This is a genomic window from Nonomuraea sp. bgisy101, from assembly GCF_057708945.1.
Genome location: NZ_JBYITD010000015.1, coordinates 229,566 through 248,734, shown reverse-complemented (window position 1 = coordinate 248,734; position 19,169 = coordinate 229,566). Strand labels below are relative to the sequence as shown.

18 protein-coding genes and 1 pseudogene are annotated in these 19,169 nt (G+C 69.6%); 9 read left to right on the top strand and 10 right to left on the bottom strand.

Going from position 1 to position 19,169, the window contains the following annotated elements; all coding sequences use genetic code 11:
• Both AC3EO4_RS28115 and AC3EO4_RS28110 read left to right on the top strand, forming a co-directional pair.
• Positions 1-118: pseudogene (locus tag AC3EO4_RS28115) on the top strand (DNA-binding response regulator); the annotation flags it as partial.
• Positions 87-239, top strand: a complete 153-nt coding sequence (locus AC3EO4_RS28110) for a hypothetical protein (RefSeq protein ID WP_431898558.1) — start codon at positions 87-89, stop codon at positions 237-239. The pseudogene AC3EO4_RS28115 and the gene AC3EO4_RS28110, both read left to right, overlap by 32 nt.
• Positions 240-273: 34 nt before the next feature.
• On the opposite strand, the gene AC3EO4_RS28105 is transcribed toward AC3EO4_RS28110, so the two are convergent.
• Positions 274-2,856 (bottom strand): ATP-dependent Clp protease ATP-binding subunit, encoded by a 2,583-nt coding sequence (locus AC3EO4_RS28105; RefSeq protein WP_379580624.1) that lies wholly within the window; start codon positions 2,854-2,856, stop codon positions 274-276.
• Between the two features lie 275 nt (positions 2,857-3,131).
• On the opposite strand from AC3EO4_RS28105, the gene AC3EO4_RS28100 reads away from it, so the two are divergent.
• Entirely contained in the window at positions 3,132-4,286 is a 1,155-nt protein-coding gene (locus AC3EO4_RS28100) for a VLRF1 family aeRF1-type release factor (protein ID WP_431898557.1), read from the top strand.
• Between the two features lie 73 nt (positions 4,287-4,359).
• Here AC3EO4_RS28100 and AC3EO4_RS28095 read toward each other — a convergent pair whose 3' ends face one another.
• Positions 4,360-4,974: a TetR/AcrR family transcriptional regulator gene (locus AC3EO4_RS28095; protein WP_379580622.1), complete on the bottom strand. Its 615-nt coding sequence runs from the start codon at positions 4,972-4,974 to the stop codon at positions 4,360-4,362.
• A gap of 230 nt (positions 4,975-5,204) precedes the next feature.
• Between AC3EO4_RS28095 and AC3EO4_RS28090 the strand changes: the two genes are divergently transcribed.
• Entirely contained in the window at positions 5,205-5,543 is a 339-nt protein-coding gene (locus AC3EO4_RS28090; RefSeq protein ID WP_431898556.1) for a nitroreductase family deazaflavin-dependent oxidoreductase, read from the top strand.
• Positions 5,544-5,886: 343 nt separating this feature from the next.
• Here AC3EO4_RS28090 and AC3EO4_RS28085 read toward each other — a convergent pair whose 3' ends face one another.
• A complete protein-coding gene (locus AC3EO4_RS28085) occupies positions 5,887-6,726 on the bottom strand; it encodes an NAD(P)H-binding protein (protein ID WP_431898555.1) in 840 nt (279 codons plus the stop codon).
• 492 nt (positions 6,727-7,218) lie between these two features.
• On the opposite strand from AC3EO4_RS28085, the gene AC3EO4_RS28080 reads away from it, so the two are divergent.
• From AC3EO4_RS28080 to AC3EO4_RS28065, 4 genes are all read left to right on the top strand, one after another.
• Positions 7,219-8,127, top strand: a complete 909-nt coding sequence (locus AC3EO4_RS28080) for an RNA polymerase sigma-70 factor (protein WP_431898554.1) — start codon at positions 7,219-7,221, stop codon at positions 8,125-8,127.
• A gap of 141 nt (positions 8,128-8,268) precedes the next feature.
• The gene (locus tag AC3EO4_RS28075) at positions 8,269-9,336 is read left to right on the top strand and encodes a hypothetical protein (protein WP_431898553.1); all 1,068 of its coding nucleotides are present in this window, start codon (positions 8,269-8,271) and stop codon (positions 9,334-9,336) included.
• Between the two features lie 128 nt (positions 9,337-9,464).
• The gene (locus tag AC3EO4_RS28070; RefSeq protein WP_431898552.1) at positions 9,465-10,688 is read left to right on the top strand and encodes a cytochrome P450; all 1,224 of its coding nucleotides are present in this window, start codon (positions 9,465-9,467) and stop codon (positions 10,686-10,688) included.
• Positions 10,685-10,894 (top strand): ferredoxin, encoded by a 210-nt coding sequence (locus tag AC3EO4_RS28065; protein WP_431898551.1) that lies wholly within the window; start codon positions 10,685-10,687, stop codon positions 10,892-10,894. Before AC3EO4_RS28070 ends, AC3EO4_RS28065 begins: the two co-directional genes overlap by 4 nt.
• Before the next feature lie 495 nt (positions 10,895-11,389).
• Here AC3EO4_RS28065 and AC3EO4_RS28060 read toward each other — a convergent pair whose 3' ends face one another.
• Positions 11,390-11,947 carry an NADPH-dependent FMN reductase gene (locus tag AC3EO4_RS28060; RefSeq protein ID WP_431898550.1) on the bottom strand — a complete coding sequence of 186 codons (558 nt, stop codon included), beginning with the start codon at positions 11,945-11,947 and terminating at the stop codon, positions 11,390-11,392.
• Positions 11,948-11,977: 30 nt separating this feature from the next.
• On the bottom strand, positions 11,978-13,426 hold the full coding sequence (locus AC3EO4_RS28055; protein ID WP_431898549.1) for an MFS transporter: 1,449 nt from the start codon (positions 13,424-13,426) through the stop codon (positions 11,978-11,980).
• A 134-nt stretch (positions 13,427-13,560) separates the two neighbouring features.
• Between AC3EO4_RS28055 and AC3EO4_RS28050 the strand changes: the two genes are divergently transcribed.
• A complete protein-coding gene (locus tag AC3EO4_RS28050; RefSeq protein ID WP_431898548.1) occupies positions 13,561-14,532 on the top strand; it encodes an AraC family transcriptional regulator in 972 nt (323 codons plus the stop codon).
• Positions 14,533-14,637: 105 nt separating this feature from the next.
• On the opposite strand, the gene AC3EO4_RS28045 is transcribed toward AC3EO4_RS28050, so the two are convergent.
• From AC3EO4_RS28045 to AC3EO4_RS28025, 5 genes are all read right to left on the bottom strand, one after another.
• Complete coding sequence (locus tag AC3EO4_RS28045) at positions 14,638-14,871, bottom strand: TSUP family transporter (protein WP_431898563.1); 234 nt, start codon at positions 14,869-14,871, stop codon at positions 14,638-14,640.
• A gap of 10 nt (positions 14,872-14,881) precedes the next feature.
• Positions 14,882-15,442 (bottom strand): rhodanese-like domain-containing protein, encoded by a 561-nt coding sequence (locus tag AC3EO4_RS28040; protein ID WP_379580603.1) that lies wholly within the window; start codon positions 15,440-15,442, stop codon positions 14,882-14,884.
• A 31-nt stretch (positions 15,443-15,473) separates the two neighbouring features.
• On the bottom strand, positions 15,474-16,796 hold the full coding sequence (locus AC3EO4_RS28035) for an MBL fold metallo-hydrolase (RefSeq protein WP_431898547.1): 1,323 nt from the start codon (positions 16,794-16,796) through the stop codon (positions 15,474-15,476).
• Between the two features lie 175 nt (positions 16,797-16,971).
• The gene (locus AC3EO4_RS28030) at positions 16,972-17,241 is read right to left on the bottom strand and encodes a metal-sensitive transcriptional regulator (RefSeq protein WP_379580599.1); all 270 of its coding nucleotides are present in this window, start codon (positions 17,239-17,241) and stop codon (positions 16,972-16,974) included.
• A gap of 262 nt (positions 17,242-17,503) precedes the next feature.
• Positions 17,504-18,868 carry an MFS transporter gene (locus AC3EO4_RS28025; protein WP_431898546.1) on the bottom strand — a complete coding sequence of 455 codons (1,365 nt, stop codon included), beginning with the start codon at positions 18,866-18,868 and terminating at the stop codon, positions 17,504-17,506.
• Between the last annotated feature and the right edge of the window lie 301 nt (positions 18,869-19,169).

Here is a 19,169-nt window from a genome sequence, read left to right as displayed (position 1 = left end):
GGGGGGCTTGTGGCCGCCCCTCCCCCCCCCCAGCGAGGTTCCCGGACTGCCGATCTTGGTCCTTTCTCAGCACGTCGAACAGCTGTATGCCCGCGAGCTCCTGGCCGACGGCTCCGGTCCTCAGTGAGAGCGCCATCAGCAAGTACACCACCTCCTTGTTCGGCAAACTCGGCATCACCGATGACGACAACAACAACCGCCGCGTCCTCGCCGTCCTCACCTACCTGAACAAGTCCTGATGCGCGTCTCGGCCCCAGAGACGGAACAGATCGCTCAATCGGTGCTCTCGAACTTCTCCGCCGGCACGTCCTGAACCCGGGCCTCTGCTTCCGGCGTGGTGGCCCTCAGGGTGAGCCGCTCCCCCGCGGCCGCCGTACGAGAAGCATCAGAGGGACGTGACGTGTCGACGGTGACGGTTCCGCCCTCGCCGACCTCGCCGGTCAGCACCATGGTCGAGAGCCGGTTGTCGAGCTCTCTTTGCACGGTACGGCGTAGCGGCCGGGCCCCGAACTCCGGCTGGTAGCCCTTCTCGGCCAGCCAGTCCTTGGCCGCGTCGGTGACCTTCAGCGCGATGTCCTGGCTGCGCAGCCGCTGGCGGGTCTTCTCAAGCAGCAGGTCGACGATCTGGCGCAGCTGTCCCTTCTCCAGCCGCTTGAAGACGATGGTCTCGTCGATGCGATTGAGCAGTTCGGGCCGCAGCGAGTGGCGCAGCAGGTCCATGAGCTGGTCCTGCAGCTCGGTGGAGTCGGGGTCGGCGTTCAGGATGAGCTGGGCGCCGATGTTGCTGGTCATGATGACGATCGTGTTGGTGAAGTCGACGGTGCGGCCCTGCCCGTCGGTCAGGCGGCCGTCGTCGAGCATCTGGAGCAGGATGTTCATCACGTCGGGGTGGGCCTTCTCGATCTCGTCGAGCAGCACGACCCCGTGCGGGCGGCGGCGCACCGCCTCCGTCAGCTGACCCGCCTCCTCGTAGCCGACGTATCCGGGCGGAGCGCCGATCAGCCGCGCGACTGTGTGGCGCTCCTGGAACTCGCTCATGTCGATGCGGACCATGTGGTCCTCACCGCCGAACAGCGCCCCGGCCAGGGCCCGGGCCAGCTCGGTCTTGCCCACGCCGGTGGGCCCGAGGAACAGGAAGCTGCCGATGGGCCGGTTCGGGTCGGACAGCCCGGCCCTGGCCCTGCGCACCGCCTCGGCGATGGCCACCACGGCCTCGTCTTGGCCGATGACCCGCCGGTGCAGGTGCTCCTCCAGTCGCATGAGGCGGTCGCGCTCCTGCTCGGTGAGCTGGGTGACCGGGATCCCGGTGCGGCGCGAGACCACCTCGGCGATGTCGGCCACCGCCACCTTGGGCGCGTCCGCGTCGTGGCCACGGCGGGCGCTCTCCAGCTCGGGGCGGAGCTTGTCGATCTCCTTGGTCAGCTGCTTGGCCCGGTCGAAGTCGTCGGAGGAGACGGCCTGGTCCTTCTCGCGGTGCAGGCTGTCGAGACGGTCCTCGAGCTCGCGCACGTCGGCGGCGGGCGTCCGGGCGCGCAGCCGTACTCTGGCGGCGGCCTGGTCCATCAGGTCGATGGCCTTGTCCGGCAGGAACCGGTCGGCGATGTACCTGGCCGACAGGGTCGCGGCGGCGTCGAGTGCCTCGTCGGTGATGCGCACCTGGTGGTGGGCCTCGTAGGCGTCGCGGAGTCCTGCGAGGATCTCGACGGTCTGAGCGACAGTGGGCTCGGGCACCAGGATCGGCTGGAAGCGGCGTTCGAGCGCGGCGTCCTTCTCGATGTTCTTGCGGTACTCGTCGATGGTGGTGGCCGCGATGACATGCAGCTCGCCGCGGGCGAGGGCGGGTTTGAGGATGTTGGCGGCGTCCATGCCGCCCTCTGCCGAGCCCGCGCCGACCAGGGTGTGCACCTCGTCGATGAAGACGATGGTCTCGTCGGCGTGCGCGCGGACCTCGTCGATGACCTTCTTGATCCGCTCCTCGAACTCGCCGCGGTATTTCGAGCCCGCGACCATGCCGGTCAGGTCGAGCGCGATGACGCGGCGGTCCTTGAGCGTGTCGGGCACGCTGCCGTTGACGATGCGCTGGGCGATGCCCTCGACGATGGCGGTCTTGCCGACGCCGGGTTCGCCGATGAGCACCGGGTTGTTCTTGGTGCGGCGTGAGAGCACCTCGATGGCCTGCTCGATCTCGTCCTCGCGGCCGACGACCGGGTCGATGTCGCCCTGCCTGGCCTCCTCGGTCAGGTCACGGCCGTACTCGTCGAGTGCGGGAGTCTCTGCCCTGCCCCTGGTGACTCCGTCTGCGCGGCGGCCGCGCTGGGCGGCTCCGGCGGCGATCGCCTGTTGCAGCTCATTGGCCGAGATCCCCTGTTCGGCGAGCAGCCTGGCGGCGCTGGAGTCGGGGTTGGCGGCCAGCGCGAGCAGCAGGTGCTCGGGGCCGATATAGCTGGACTCGAGGGCGCGCGACAGCCGCTGGGCGTCCAGTATCGCCCGCTTGGCTGCCGGCGACAGCGTGGTCGGCGGTTCGCCAGGCCGGCTCTTGGGGAAGAGGGCGTCGATCCGGTCATGCAGGCGGGAGACGTCCACGCCCACCGTCTGCAGGAGCCCGCGGGTGGGCTCGTTCCGGGTGGCGGCATCGAGGAGGTCGAGCACGTCGAGGTCGGCCGCGCCTCGGCCGGCGGCGATCTCCAGGCCGTCGGTGAGGAGTTCGCGACCGGACTCGCTCAGCAGCTTGCCCACGTCGACCCGATGGACGCTCGGGCGCGACGGCGGCCAGGGGTCCATGCCGCCGAACACTCGGCCGGTGAGCTCTTCGAAGCCTCGGAACGGATCACTGCCGAAGAACGACATGTTCGACATCGCCTTAGTCCCCTTTCTGGCGCTACAGGGCCTTTGTCCCCAGGGACTCAAAGGGAAAGTCGGGTGATGGTAAAACCCGATAAAGGAGGGCGCCCTTGCGCTGCGGAACGCTGACCCGACAGGAAGGAGCCGACTCGGAGCTTCTCTTCTGAGGGCCGGGAGCGAGAGGGATGTGGGGTTGGTCAAGGAGGGGAAAACATCCGTTGATGGTGTGATTTGCGGCATTCGAGGGTCCCTAGAGTCGGAATGGATCCCGACGCAAGGAGAGGACCGCCGTGGTATTCGACCAGACCTTCCTCCGCGAGCTCGTGTCCATGAAGGACGAGGTGGGCGTCGTGTCGTTGTACACGACCGCCGACCCGAGGGAAGAGCCGTCGACCAGGCCCGCCTGGGGCATTCGTCTGCGCAACGAGCTCAGCGCCATGCGCGATCGAGTCGCCTCCTGGCCGGACAGGGATCGGCGCGCCGCCGTACTATCCCGGCTGGAGGAGTTGGAGCCGGACATCCGCGAGCTGGTCGACGCCGCGGCGACGGGGATCGGGCGGGCGCTGTTCGCCGCCGTGACCGGCGGGGAGGTACGCAAGATCTCGCTCCAGGTGCCCATCCAGGACAGCGCGGTGCTGGAGTCGACGGCATACGTGCGACCGCTCGTCACCGCGATGGCCACCAGCGCGCCCGCCGGGCTCGTGCTGGTCTCGCGTGACGGGGTGCGCCTCATCGACTACAGGTTCGGCGTGGCAGAGGACGTCGCCCGGACCGCCTTCGACCTGGACACCGAGAACTGGCGTCAGATGCGCGGCCCCGGTCCAGGCGGAACGACGCAGACGGACTCCACGCAAGTCGACAGGTACCAGCGGCGGATCGACGATCATCTCAGGCGGTTCCTGCAAGGGGTCGCGCCCGAGGTGAGCCATCGAGCCACGGCGCTGTCGTGGACGGACGTGCTGCTGATCGGCGACGCGGCCCTTACCGAGATCCTCGCCTCAGCGCTTCATCCGATGAAGGTCGTGCAGGTGGACACCATTGTGGACGCGCTGCCGGCGCCGGAGGTGGCCGAGCACGTGGCCGCGGAGCTGGTCGCGACCCGCGAACGACGGGACGCGGCACTGGTCGCTCGAGTGCGGGATGAGGCGCTGTCCGGCGGGAAGGGCGTGCTCGGGCTCAACCAGACGCTCTCCCTGCTGAACGATGGCCGGGTGGACCATCTCCTCCTCGACGAGAACGGCCGCTGGAGCGGCACACGCGGGGCCGACGGCTACCTCTACTTCGACCAGACCCCGCAGTCCATGGCCGTGGAACACGAGCCCGATCTCGGCGAACGCATGATCGAGGCCGCCCTGGACAGCAGCGCCCTCGTCACCGTCCTGGGCGCGGAAGCCGCCCAGCCGCTGGCTCCACACAACGGTGTCGCCGCCCTGCTCCGCTGGTAACGCCGCGACGTCCCGCGAGGCTCACGCGCTGCGGGCCCGGCTATGGCCCTCAAGCGTGACGGTGTCGGGCGCTCTACCTCCGGCGAGCTTCGAGGGCATCCAGGATCAGGTCCAGACCGTAGCCGAACTCGCTCGTGTGGTCGTAGCCCGGCCGCAGGGCGTGGTCGACGATCATCTCTGTGAGGTACGGCAACTCCTCCGCCGGCAGGCGCTCGAGGATGCTGCCTGCCACGTCCTCGACGTCGTCCGGTGTCGTCATCGGCAGGTTCGCCTCCTGGAGGACGAACCCGGCGATGTAGCTGTCGATGAGCGAGACGGCGTGCGCGGCCATCGGCAGTGTGAACCCCGCCTTCCGGAGGACGCCGAGGACGGCGTCGTGGTGGCGTAGCGTCGCCGGTCCCGGGTCGCGACGGGAGTCCATGAGGCTGAGAGCCCAGCTGTGCTGCGACAGGACCGCACGCGCGGAGAAAGCGCGCGCACGGATCGCGTCGCGCCAATCGTCACACTCGGCACTGGGCAGTTTGATCGCCGCGAACACCATGTCGACCACGCCGTCGAGGATGGCGTCCTTGTTCGGTAGGTGGTGGTAGAGCGACATCGCCTCGACGCCCAGTTCCTGCGCCACGCGTCGCATCGTGATCGCCTCCACGCCGCCGCGATCCGCGACCCGGATCGCGGCTTCCAGCACGCGACCTCTGCTGAGCGGTTGTGGTGGTGACACGACGGCTCCCGGAGGTATGGACGGGTTGACAACCTTACAAGCGTAAGCCAGCCTTACATGCGTAAGCCGCCTTACTAGTGTAAGTCCCCCCGGGGCTCGCATCAGCTGGGGGCTCGGTGAAACGACGCGCCCCACCGGGGCGGGAGAAGGGGATCCCGATGCCGATGCCGAGGTGGTGGGGACACGTGAACAAGAGGGTGTTCAACCCCCGCGCGATCGCGGGCGGGGCATGGCCGGTGCTGATTCACGTCGGTCGCATGTCTGGCGCGACGTACCGCACACCGCTCGACGCGCATCCTGTCGACGGCGGCTACCTGTTCGTTCTGGTGTACGGATCACGCTCGGACTGGGTGCAGAACGTCCTGGCAGCCGACGGTGCGCGGCTCCGGGTCGGCGGGAAGGAAATGGAACTCGCCGCACCACGCCTCGTCGGAGAGGACGAGGCGTTCCGGATCCTCCCCGATGAGGTGGCACGCCCACCGAGGCTGCTGCGCATCACCGAGTTCCTGCGTATGGACCTGGTACGGGTGCCGTGACAAACATGTCATGAGTCGGCGGCCGCGGGGCGGCGGGCCGGGGCGGGGCGCCGTTCGGACAGGATAAGCGCGGTGGGTGCCTGGGTTGGCCGTGCGCGGGGTGGCCAGGAAGGCGTCGGCGGCTGCGGCGAGCGTGACATGCCCACCGCGCAGAGCGGCGGCGGAAGGCAGTTGGCGTCAGCACCGGCCCGCCGCCCCAACGTGGCGCGCCCGGTCGGCCGCCTCAGCGTCATCCGGAGATGGCCTGTGGCACAGGGCCGGCCCGGCCTCGCGCTCGCCCACCTGGCGGCGAAGCCTGCGGCGGCCCTCGCGTCCCCGGCCGCCGGCAGGTGCCGCCTATCCGTCAGGCCGACGCCGGGCCGAAGGCGTCGGCGTGGTCGGCGACCCACTGCGCGTAGGTGAGGGGCGGTCGGCCGGTGACCTGTTCGACCGTCGGCAGGACCTCCGCGGTCTTGCCGACTCTTGCGGTGAGCGCGTCGACGTAATCGTCGATCCCCGGGGCGGGCATGCCGAGGCGGACCATCTGGTCCCGGAACCAGTCCTCGGACTGCTCCTCCCACCGCAACGGCCGCCCGATGGTCTCCGCGATGACGCGCACGCGGTCGATCTGGGTCAGCGACTGCGGTCCTGTCACCGAGTACCCCTCGCCGGCACGCCCATCGAGGAGGCTGCGGACGGCCACCGCGGCGATGTCGCGCGGGTCGACCGGGGCCGTCGCGGCCTCGCCGTAGCGTCCGCGTACGACACCGCCGTCGATGATCTGAGGCGCCCAGACCAGGTCGTTGGTCGTGAGCGCGTCGGGCCGCACGAAGGTCCACGGCAACCCGGACGCTTCGACGGATCGTTCGAGCCGCAGGTGCACGTCGCCGACCCAGCTGGGCGTGGACCACGTGACGGACACCGAGGACAGCATCACGACATGCCGCAGGCCGGCTCGCTTCGCCGCGTCGAGGAATCCGCCGACCCCCTGGAGAACGGGGAACAGGAAGGCCCGCTCGACGCCGGACAGTGCCCCCGGCAGTGCTTCCGACTGTGTCAGGTCGCCGGTCACGACTTCGACCTGGTCGGGGAACGCATGGCCGCTGGGGTTGCGGGTCATGACGCGGACCTTCTCACCCTCCTCCAGGAGTTGGCGGACGACGTTGGAACCGACGTTTCCGGTGGCACCGGTTACCAGGATCATGGTTGAGATCTCCTTGGTTTCTTTCATTCATGTGAGCCGAGGGTCAGTCGGTGACGATCTCGTCACTCGACCGGTCGCCCGGTGAATTCGAGGTCGGCCGTGAGTTCCACGAGGCGTGCCGGCTCCGGGTCGGGCGCGACAGGGCGGCCTCGACGAAGTCGCGGCCCAGGCCGCGGGTCGAACCAGACCTTGCCCATGATGTCTTCCGTTCTTTGTGCGGCGGGGCGGGTGCTCGGCGGTCACCACGCAACGGGCCAAGGCGATCACTCGCGGAGTCGTGTGCCGCGCGGATCGTTCGAGCGGCGTCCTGACGGCAATGAGGCGCCGGCGCCCCGAACTTTGTGACAGCGCCGTCATGTGACGTACGCCACCGATCATGAGGTGTCACACAGCGGTGCGGGCCGGCGTCTTGTGCGTTGAGCAGGAGTTGAAGGTGAACAGGAGCCAGGTATGAACGAGCTCAGGAATGCAACGACGGGCACAACTGAGCCGATGGCTGGTGACGGCCGGATGGACTGCGCCACCGAGGCGACCGAGACATTCCTCGCCCACCGGAACCTGCTGTTCACCGTCGCCTACGAGATGCTCGGCTCGGCGGCCGACGCCGAGGACGTCCTGCAAGAGACCTGGCTGCGCTGGGTCAAGGTCGACGTGGAGCAGGTGCGCGACCAGCGCGCCTACCTGGTCCGGATCACCACCCGGCGCTCGCTCGACCGGCTGCGCACCATGAAACGCCGCAAGGAGGCCTACGTCGGCCCCTGGCTGCCCGAGCCGCTGCTCACCACGCCGGACGTGGCCGAGGACGTCGAACTCGCCGAGAGCGTGTCGATGGCGCTGATGCTCGTGCTGGAGACGCTGTCGCCGACCGAGCGCGCCGTCTTCGTGCTGCGCGAGGTCTTCGACGTCGGCTACGACGAGATCGCGGCCGCCGTCGGCAAGACCCCGGCGACCGTGCGCCAGATCGCCCACCGCGCCCGCCGGCACGTCGATGCCCGCCGCCCTCGCGAGACGGTCTCCTCCGGCCAGACCCGGGCGGCTGTTGAGTCCTTCCAGCGCGCGCTCGAAACCAGGGACCTGCAGGGTCTCCTTGATGTGCTCGCCCCTGAGGTCGTGCTGGTGAGCGACGGCGGCGGCGTCAAGCAGGCCGCGCCGCGGCCGATCATCGGCGCCGACAGGGTGGCCCGCATGATCGTCAGCGGGCTCGGCAAGGCACAAGTCGCGCTCACCGGCGAGCCCACTGTGGTCAACGGCAACCCCGCACTCGTTCTCCGCGTGGACGGCGAGATCGACGGCGTCATAGCAGCCCGTGTCGAGGACGCCCGCATCACCGGCCTCTACTACGTCCGCAACCCGCAGAAGCTGACCCGCATCGCATCCGAGACCCCCCTCACGCTGAAGTGATCCTTCGGCCGCCGCGCCGTGATCACGACATCGCCAGAGCGCGGAGCGTACCGAGCGAAGGCATCCGCTCATCGGCACAAGAGCGTGCCGGCCCGCTCCGTCACCACGTAAGCACGCAAACGTTCCCTTCGAGGAGTAGACATGGCCGTTCAGGCCTCGCTGGCAGCCGACACACCACCGTCACCCTGGTCGACGGTGGCGAGGGCAGTCATCCTGCTCACGGCGATCACCGGTGTGCTGCTCACCGCCTTCGCCTGGCCGTCGGTGCGCTCATCGGTACACGATGTGCCGATCGCCGTCGCCGGGCCGGCCGCCGCAGTCAAGGAGGTCAGCGCCGCCCTCGGCAAACGTCTGCCGGGCGGCTTCGAGACCACCGAGGTAGCCGACACCGCGGCCGCCGAACGGTTGATCCGCGACCGGGAGGTGTACGGGGCGATCGACGTCAGCTCCGGCGCCCCGCAGGTCATCATCGCCTCCGCCGCCAGCGGAGCGATCGCCCAGACCCTGCACGGCGTCGCGACCGCGCTCAGTCAGGCGCAGGCACAGACCGCCGGCGCCGCAGTCGCGATCCGCGACCTCGCCGCCCTACCAGCCGACGACACGCGCGGCGCCGGCCTGGCCGCCGGAGCCCTTCCCCTGGTCATGGCCGGCCTGCTCGCTGCGCTACTGCTGACCAGACTCGTCCGCGGCACCGCCCGCCGAGTCACAGGAGCACTCGCCTTCGCCATCACCGGCGGCCTGGCCGCGGCAGCGATCCTGCAGTTCTGGCTCGGCTCGCTCAACGGCACTTACTGGGCCAACAGCAGCGCCATCGCCCTGACCATCGCAGCCACCTCCCTGAGCATCCTCGGGCTGGAGGCACTGCTCGGGGCCGTCGGCTTCGGTCTCGGCGCCGTCGCCATGATGCTCATCGGCAACCCCCTGTCAGGCATTTCGACCGCACCCGAGATGCTGCCCGGCTGGTCCGGCACACTCGGCCAGCTGCTGCCACCGGGAGCGGGTGGCCAGTTGTTGCGCTCCACCGCCTTCTTCGAAGGTCACGGCGGCACCCGCCCCACTGTCGTCCTGGTGATCTGGCTCGCGCTCGGTCTCCTGCTGTGCCTGGCCAGCACCCTGCGCGCACGCCGTGCCGCCACTGTCACGGCAGGACTTTCTGAAGACGGCCGCATCACCGGACTCGCCTACGCATCCGCAACCCGGAAAAGCTGACGGCCGACCCCAGCCTGCGCAGGACGGCCCGTCAGGCCGTGAAGCCAGCGCCAACAGTGTCGATCACGCCACCGAAGGCCGCCACAAGCACAACAAACTCCGCCAGATCTATTACTGGGAGGTCATCCATGACGAAGAACGTCGCCGGCGAACTCGCCGGCCTGGAACTGCCGGTCGAGCGTGGCTGCCCGTTCGCCCCGCCCGCCGCCTACGAACGGCTGCGCGAGCAGGCACCGATCAACAAGGTCAGCCTGACCAGCGGCGGCGAAGCGTGGTGGGTGTCCGGGCACGAGGAGGCCCGTGCCATCCTTGCCGACGGCCGCTTCTCCTCCGACAAGCGCAAGGACGGCTTCCCGCTCTTCACCCTCGATGCGGCGACCCTGCAGCAGCTCCGCAGCCAGCCGCCGTTGATGCTCGGCATGGACGGCGCGGAACACTCCGCGGCCCGCCGTCCGGTGATCGGCGAGTTCACCGTCAAGCGGCTGGCCGCGCTGCGCCCGCGGATCCAGGACATCGTCGACCACTTCATCGACGACATGCTGGCCACCGACCAGCAGCCGGTCGACCTGGTGCAGGCGCTGTCCCTGCCGGTGCCCTCACTGGTGATCTGCGAACTGCTCGGCGTCCCCTACACCGACCACGACTTCTTCCAAAGCCGCACCACCATGATGGTGCGCCGGACCTCGCTGGAAGACCGCCAGCGAGCCTTCGCCGAACTGCGCGCCTACATCGACGACCTGGTCACCCGCAAGGAGTCCGACCCCGGCGACGACCTGTTCGGCCGGCAGATCGCCCGGCAACGCCAGGAGGGCGCCGTCGACCACGCGGGCCTGGTGAGCCTGGCCTTCCTGCTGCTGACCGCCGGACACGAGACCACGGCGAACATGATCTCGCTCGGCGTGGTCGGGCTGCTCACCCACCCGGAGCAACTGGCCCTGATCAAGGGCGACCCAGGCAGGACGCCCATGGCCGTGGAGGAGCTGCTGCGCTACTTCACCATCGCCGACGGGGTCACCTCCCGGCTGGCCACCGAAGACGTGCAGATCGGCGGGGCGAGCATCAAGGCCGGCGACGGCGTCATCGTCTCCGGCCTGTCGGCCAACTGGGACCCGGCGGCGTTCAAGGACCCGGCCGAACTGGATGTCGAGCGCGGGGCCCGCCACCACCTCGCCTTCGGCTTCGGCCCGCACCAGTGCCTCGGCCAGAACCTGGCCCGGATGGAACTGCAGATCGTCTTCGACACGCTCTTCCGCCGCATCCCCACCCTGCGGCTCGCCGCACCGGCCGAGGACCTGCCGTTCAAGAACGACGCCGTCATCTACGGCGTTCACGAGCTCCCGGTCACCTGGTGAGCAGGACCATGATGCGGATCAAAGCCGACACCGACCTCTGCGTCGGCTCCGGCCAATGCGTCCTGACCGAGCCGGCCGTCTTCGACCAGGACGACGACGGCATTGTGGTCCTGCTGACCGATCACCCCGAAGACCAGAGCGCCGCACAGGCACGCCACGCCGTCACCTTGTGCCCATCCCGAGCCCTGTCCGTCCTGCAGGAGTAAGCACATCCCCGGCGACGACGCGTCCGCGCCTGTCGAGGGCGACTAGTCCTGTGGGTTAGCTCAGACCTTGCCTCCAGCGCATCCGCGCTGGTGGCAAGGCGAGCGAGTCGGGATCTGGGGGCACAGCAACCCCCCTGTCGCCCTTCCGCTTCGACGGAGGCGACGGAGTAGACCCGGTCCTCATCTGACAGCGCGGCCGCGACCACTCGCCACAATCATCCCACACCCCTGTTGATCTGCTGGAATGTCGCAGATGGCGGCTGGTGGGGCCGGCCATACCGACAGGCCTGTATCCGCGGGCGGATCTGCATGGACATCTCGGTGACAGCCAGCAGAACTCCGGCGAATGCGGGCAGGAGCGCGCTCATCGGGGGTTCGACCGACGTCATCGCACACGCCTCCCGGCTCACCCCGCCAGAATGTGGATTCTGGGCTTATGAGGGCTGACCACCGGTACGGGCGGACCTCGCGCAGATGCTTGAGCCGACAACACGCTTACTTGCGCAGTGGGCACAGCGCCTGGCCCCAGGCGACGACCTGGTCCAGCATGGCGGTGGCCGCGTCCTCCTGCTGGGCCGACGGATTGAGGACGCTGAAGTTCTCGAAGTCGGTGAACAACGACAGCGCGACTTGGGCGCGCACGTCCGCGACCTGGGGTTCGCCCATCACCAGCCGCAGGTGCTCCACCGCGCGGGTCCCGCCGTTGCTGCCGTAGCTGACGAACCCGGCCGCCTTGTTGTTCCACTCGGCGTACAGGAAGTCGATGGCGTTCTTCAACGCCCCGGAGGTCGAGTGGTTGTACTCGGGCGTCACGAACACGTAGGCGTCAAAGGAAGCGATCTTCGCGGCCCATGCGCGGGTATGTGGATGACTGTACCGACCCATCGCCGCCGGCATCACCTCATCCAGATGCGGCAGGTCGAAGTCCTTGAGGTCTACCAGTTCGAACTCGGCGTCGTCGCGCTTGACCGCGAGGTCGTAAACCCACCGAGCGACGGCCTCCCCGTTGCGTCCCGGGCGCGTGCTGCCGATGATGATCGCTACCTTGATCACGGGTTCCTTCTCTTTCGATGCTCGGTCGGGTCAGGACTGGATGGCGTTCGCGGCCTCGTCGACCGGGGCGGCCTGCGGCGGCCCTGCGGGCTCGGAGCGCAGCATGATGAGACCGACGATGACGGCGGTGACGAGGAGGCCCGCACCGACGCCGAACGCCAGGTGATAGCCGGCGTTCAGCCCGGAGACGGCGCTCTGTCCGCCGGCGGTCAGCCCTGCGGTGCGTCCGGACGCCAGCGCGGCCAGGGCCGCCAGGCCGAGCGCGCCGCCCACCTGCGCTCCCGTCCCGGCCAGTCCGGAGGCGAGCCCGGCGTCGCTGGGCCGTACACCTGTCATGGCCAGCGTCATCACCGCGGGCATCGCCAGGCCCGCGCCCACGCCGAGCAGCACCATGGACGGCAGGACGTCGACCACGTATCCGCCGTCCACCGGGGCACGGATGAACAGCGCCAGCGCGGCCGTGAGGAGCGTGAGACCCGCCGGCAGTACGGCACGCGGGCCGAACCGCGTGTTCAACCGTGCGGACAGGCCGAGCGAGACGACCGCAAGCGCCAGCGCGACGGGCAGTCCCGCCAGGCTCGTCTCGGCCGCGCCGTACCCCAGGACCCGCTGCATGTACAAGACAGCGAGGAACTGAAATCCGGACATGGCGCCCACCATCAGCACTTGGACGAGGTTGGCGCCCGTGAGGTCGCGTGAGCGGAAGACCCGCAGCGGCATCAGCGGGCTCCTGGCACTGGCCTGGCGCGCGGCGAACGCCGCGAGCAGGACGATGGACAGTGCGCCGAGGCCGAGCGTGCGCGCCGATCCCCAGCCATGCTCCTCGACCTTGACGATGGTGTAGACGCCGACCATCAGGCCCGCGGTGACCAGGAAGGCGCCCGCGACGTCGGCTCCCGCGGCGAGGCCGAGCCCGCGGTCAGCGGCCAGCAGGCGAACGGCCAGCACCGCGGCCACGACCCCGATGGGAACGTTGACGAAGAAGATCCAGGACCAGCCGGCGGCCTGGGTGAGGAGCCCCCCGGCGGTGCCGCCGACCGCCCCGCCGGCGGCCGCGACGAACCCGATCGCGCCGATCGCCTTGGCCAGTTCCCGCGGTTCCTGGAAGATCGTCACGATGATGCCCATGACCACTGCGGAGGCCATCGCCCCGCCGGCCCCTTGGACGAACCGGGCGGCGACGAGCATCTCCTGGCTCACTGCCAGGCCGCACAGCAGCGAGGCCACGGTGAAGGTACTCAGGCCGATGACGAACATGCGCTTGCGGCCGATCAGGTCGCCCAGCCGCCCGGACAGCAGCAGCAGGCCGCCGAAGGCGATCATGTAGGCGTTCACGACCCAAGCCAAACCCGCGGGAGAGAAGCCGAGGTGGGTCTGGATGGCGGGCAGCGCCACGTACACGATGCTGGAATCAATGATGATCATCAGTTGTACGGCGCTGAGCACGGCGAACGCGCGCCAGCGCGAGCTCTGGGGCATATGTGTTGTCTCCTGATGCGACAGAGGGAACGCATACGACCCTAGGGAGGCTGCTGAGGTACGCTCAATGCTTGAGGATCCTCTATTCATGCGCCATCGTCCCGATACCTGCACGATGGCGATAGGTTGTCGTCATGGATGTGCTCAGTGACGTGATCGCGGTCATGCGCGTCGGTCGCCCCGTTTCCGCGCGCGTGCGACGACACGCCCCGTGGGGGCGGCGCTATCCGCCCTCCCCGGGGGCCGCCTTCCACGTGGTCCTCCAGGGAACGTGCTGGCTGCTCCCCTCCGACGGCGCACCGATCGCGCTCAGCCCAGGGGACGTGGTGTTCCTTCCCCGGGCGATCGATCACGCGCTGGCCGACAGTCCTTCCAGCCCTCTGACCGAACCCTTCTGCATCCCCAGCGAGGACGGCCTCTACTTCGGGCAACGCGAGGAGTTCCCGCCAGACGCGGCAGGGCAGGACTCAGGCACGCCCAGCGTGACCCTGTGCGGCGCGTACCAGTTCGACGCCGCGCTCGCGCATCCGCTTCTGAACGACCTTCCCGAGATCGTTCACCTGCCGGCCCGGGTTGGTCACCGTCCCGAGCTCCGCGCCGCCGTCGACCTCCTCGGCGCCGAGCTGGAGGACGCCCGCATCGGCGCGGACGCCGCCGTGCCGGCTCTTCTCGACGTACTCTTGCTGTACATTCTGCGGGCCTGGTTCTCCGACCAGCCCGAGCAGGGCACGAGCACCGGCTGGGCCGCGGCGCTGAGCGACCCGGCGATCATCGCGGCGCTGAGCGGCATCCACCGCCACCCAGCCCGGCACTGGACGGTCGAGGAGTTGGGAACGCGAGGTGGGTTGTCCCGGACGGCGTTCGCCCGCCGGTTCACCGCCCTGGTCGGCCGGCCACCGCTCACCTACCTGACCTGGTGGCGGATGATCATCGCGCAACGACTGCTGCGCGACTCCGACGCGCCCCTGAGCACGGTGGCCCGGCAGGTCGGCTACGCCTCGGAGTTCGCCTTCGCCAACGCCTTCAAGCGTGAGTACGGCATCGCACCCGGCAAGTACCGGCGACAAGGGGGTCCTCTCCCGAACGCGTCCCCAGCCGCCAGGTAGCTCCGCGTAGTTCGACTGAACCCTTCGCCTGCCGGGTCGTAGCGCTTGGCGGCCTGTTTGAAGAGGTACTCGGCCCGCCCGTACGACAGCAGGGCACGCCCGGCGTCAGGACAGGTCCGCCGCGGCGGGTGCGGCCTCGGTGGCGGTCAGGCCGAGCAGCAGGCTGAGTGCGGGCACGACGGCGAACCCGCCGCCGACGCCGAGCACTCCGGTCATGAGTCCTACTCCGGCGCCCGCTGCGAGCGTGCGTGGCAGGCAGCGGCGGCGGTTGATCCGGCCCGTTTCGGTACGGCAGGCGCCGCCACCGGACTCCGGACCGCGCAGCATGCGTACGGCCACCACGACGTCGTCATCGGCGACAGGCCTGCGCGAGCGCGGCGGCAGGGTCGCTCGCGGCGGCCCGGTTGTACGGCAGCCGGGCCAGCAGCAGCCCCATCATGCAGGTGTCGCTCGCCCCGGCGTAGGCCAGTCCGGCCCCGACGAACGCGGTGACGAGCAAGCTCCACGGCGTCAGGACGCTCAGCAGGACCGAGACGAGGACCAGCAGACCGGCCACGAGACGAACCTGTCGTTCCAGACCCCAGCGCTGCCGGCCGCGGACGACGGGCGCACCGGCCGCGATCCAGGCGTTCATGCCGCCGGTCATGACCACTGACGTGGACAACTCTGCTCTGGACAGGGCGGCGTGCGCGGTGCTCGCCCGGGCTCCGGACTGGCAGATGAGCACGACCTGGCCGGGCGCGGCCTCAGTGAGCTGGGGCAGGTGGCTCTGCAGCCGGTCCAGGGGCACGTTGACGGCGCCGTCGATGTGCGCGGTCTCGAACTCGGCAGGGGTGCGCACGTCCAGAAGCAGGACGCCGGTCGCGGTGGCGGTCATGGCACGGGTGGTGGCCACGTCGATGGTGGTCAAGAAGGTTCTCCGTTCGGACGATCAGGACAGTTCAGGCGGCCACCGCGGCGGCAACGTGAGGGGCTCCGGCTCCGGTGAGCACGACGGGCTCGTAGCCGTGGCGGGTCAGGATGGTGGCGGCGATGGCGGCGCGGCGGCCGGAGCCGCAGGTCACCAGGACCGGCCGGTCCGGATCCAGTTCGGCGGGGATGCCGTCGGTGAGCAGGTCGGGCAGGAAGCGCTCGATCGCGCCGGGCAGTGAGGCGGTGCGGCGTTCGCTGGGCATGCGCACGTCCAGGACCTGGGCGCCGGGCATCCGGCTCAGGAACGCCGGCAGTTCGGCCAGCTCGAAGCGGGCGGTGGCGGCCGTGCCGAGGTCGCCGATGACGCCGCGCACGTCGTCGAGGCCGATCCTGGTGAGCTGGGTGCGGGCGTCGGCGACGTCCTGGCCGGGCTCGGCCACCAGGACGATCGGCTCGCCGTACGGCAGTAGCCAGCCTGCCCAGCTGCCGAAGTCCTCAGCGAGCTCGATGCCGATCGAGCCAGGCAGGAACCCGGCGGCCTGCGCGGTCCGCGGCCGGATGTCGAGTACGTGCACCTCGTCGGTCAGGTCGGCCACCGTGATCTCGGGCAGGTCCAGGCCGGGCGCGGGCGGGACGCCGAGAGTGTTGGCGGGGCCCATGTACGCGTAGAAGGCGGGGATGGGCATGGGCTCGGCCAGTAGTTCGTCAACGAGCGCGGCGGCGGTGGGCAGGGCGAGCAGCGGGTTGCCGTCCTGTTCGGCGCCGATGGTGGAGGTGTAGCGGCCGGCGCCGGTCGTGGTGCAGAACGATCCCTCGCCGTGGGTCGGGTACAGGCCCACGTCGCGCGGCAGCGCGGCCAGCCGGTGCAGGGAGCCGTACTGGAGCCGGGCCAAGGTGGGGGCTCGCTCGGGCCCAAGCAGGTCGGGACGGCCCGCGGAGGCCACCAGGAGGCTACCGCCGGAGAAGACCGCCACCGGCTTTTGGTCGATCAGCACCAGGTAGCTGGTGTGCTCGGGGGTGTGGCCGGGCGTGTGCACCGGCCGGATGCTCAGGCCGCCGCCGGCGGCCAGGTCCTCCAGATGGAAGGCGGGCGTGTACGGATAGGCAGCCGCTGCGGCGGCGGGCAGCACCAGCTCGGCGCCGGTACGCGATGCGGCCTGCTCGGCGCCGGAGACGTAGTCGTTGTGCAGGTGGGTCTCCAGCACGAACCGCAGCTCGAGATCCCGCTCGGTGGCGGCGGCCAGGAATCGGCCGATGTCGCGCTGCGGGTCCACGAGCACGCCCTTGCCTTCGTGGGCGAGCAGGTAACTCTGGTCGCCCAGCCCGGGCGTACGGAACGTGATGATCTCCATGTCAATCCTCTCACATGTCAACTACCCCCGGGGGTATGCATCAGAGACAAGTACCCCTGGGGGTATAGCGGGGTCATGAGTATGTGCCTTGGGGCGCGCCAACGATCGGCGCGCCATGTCGAAGGAGCGGCCCTGGGGGCAGGCCGGAGTGCGAGCAGGGGTTCGGGAGAGGGGGTCAGGCCAGGGCGAGGAAGAGCTTTTCCAGCTCCTCCATCGCCATGGGCGGCTGCTCGCCCCGGTTCTGGGCGTCCTGGCAGTGCCGCAGTCCGCTGGCGACGATCTTGAATCCGGCCCGGTCCAGCGCCTTGGAAACGGCCGCCAGCTGCGTGAGCACCTTGACGCAGTCCTCGCCCGCCTCGATCATCGCAATCACTCCGGCGAGTTGCCCGTGAGCACGACGCAGCCGCACCGCGGCATCGCCAACCATTGATTCCGTCAACTCCATACCCCCCAGGGTACCCGTGCCCGGCTGTGGCTCCAAATCAGGGGAAGACATCGCACCAGGTCAAACAGGCACACTGGAGGCCCCATCGCCGGCCGCAGCCTCGGTCAGGATCCGGTAGACGTCGGCGATCGAGGGGTGGCGTTGGCCCTCCACTCGGGTCGCCGCGACCGGACGCGATGTAGTGGGCCCCGAATCTGTACCGCCATGCCCTCAGAACTGGTGGAGATGAAACGTCCCTCCGCTGACCGCGTGGGATGGCCGCCTACGCCTCGCGGGACGGGACGGCTTGCTGGACGACGAGAGCGGCGGCAAGGCACACGGCTCCAGCGACTGCCATGCCGGATGAGGGGCCGAGAGCTGCCATCATTCCGGTGGCAGTCGCCAGGATGAGTGTTTCCACACTCATCCGCGTCGTGCTGAACAGTGCGGCGCCCGCCCCTCCGCGCTGGGAGGGGACGTACTTGAGCGCCTGCCCGTCCGGGACGCCTTCGGTCAACCCAAGACACAGCCCGAGGACCCCGGCCGCGACGAGAAGAGCGGCACGATCGTGGGTCGCCTGGAGGATGACGGCGGTGACGGTGCAGGCGAACAGCGCGGTTGTCACCAACTGCCGTGCCAGCCGGCGCGCGAGCCGAGCGGCAAGAAGCGGAAGGAGCGTCGATGGCACGGTCAGCAGGCTGAGCATGACCGCTGCCTCGCCTGGGCCCAGGCTCTGGGCGGAGCCGAGTTGCGGGAGCACCGTCAATCCCACCACGAGCATCCCCATGAAGGCGCCCGTCGCCAAGGCGTATGCCCGATAGGCGGGGATCCGCAACAGGTCCACCGGGATCGCGGGATCGAACGCACGCCGTTCCACGCGGACGAGCCAGGCGGCGCTGCCTGCCGCGACGAGGATGAGTGCGCCCGGCCCCCACCACGGGACGCCGGTGCCAAGGCCCAGCCCGAAGGCGGTCACCGTGGCGGCGATGGTCACGCCGAAGAGGACAGCACCGGCGAAATCGAAGTTCTCGGGCACCTCGGCGCTGCGAAGGCCCGGAAGCCCGAGCGTGGCCAAGGCCGCGACGGCGGCGACAGCCCCCGGCGCGACGAAGACGAGGGGCCAGCCTCCGACGGCCATGAGGGCCTGGGCGACGACCGGCCCCAACGCCAGACTGCTGCCCAGTACGGCGCCCGCGTAGCCGTACACCCGACGCCGCTCTTCCGGCGGGTACACGGCCAGGACCATCGACGATCCACCGGCCGCGCACATGGCCGCTCCGACGCCGGCGACCACACGAAGGGCCACCAGAGACGACAGGTCCGGAGCGAGGGCGGACAAGAACCCGGTGGCAGCGACGACGATGTTGCCGACGGCGAAGAACCGGGTGCGGGCGGTACGATCCGCTGTCGCCCCGGCCAGCAGGAGGGCCGCGGCGAAGAGCCCGTTGTAGGCGAGGACGATCCACGGCCCCAGGGCGTCCGCCCCGGGCAACTGCGCGGTCACATCGGGCACGGCTGCTGTCGCGCCGGTGATGGCGAGCGGGAACACCGCGGTGGAGATGAGGTCGGCGACAAGGACACGCCGACGTTGACGAAGAGACAAGGCGAACAAGGCTGCGCTCCGGAACAAGGGGAATCCGAGCGCCACGAAGGCGCTCCTGGCCACGGGTCAGGAGCGACGGCGAGAACTGGGGTTTTGCGCCGCCGCTCTCAGCGACGGCGCACCTTGTCTGTTTTCGGCACGAGCACACGCTAGCAGCCACTTCGGGCGAGGCCTCGACGTGGTCGGATCACTCCTGGACTGATGACCCGGGACTTCGACCATGACGTCCCCACGGTGGTGGCGATGGCGTGCTGGGCCAGGGCGACACCGGTCAGGCGGCTGACAGCGTGCTGTGTGCGGTTTGTGAGCGGCGGGTTGGAGGGTGAGGTCGTCCGCCTTACCTAGC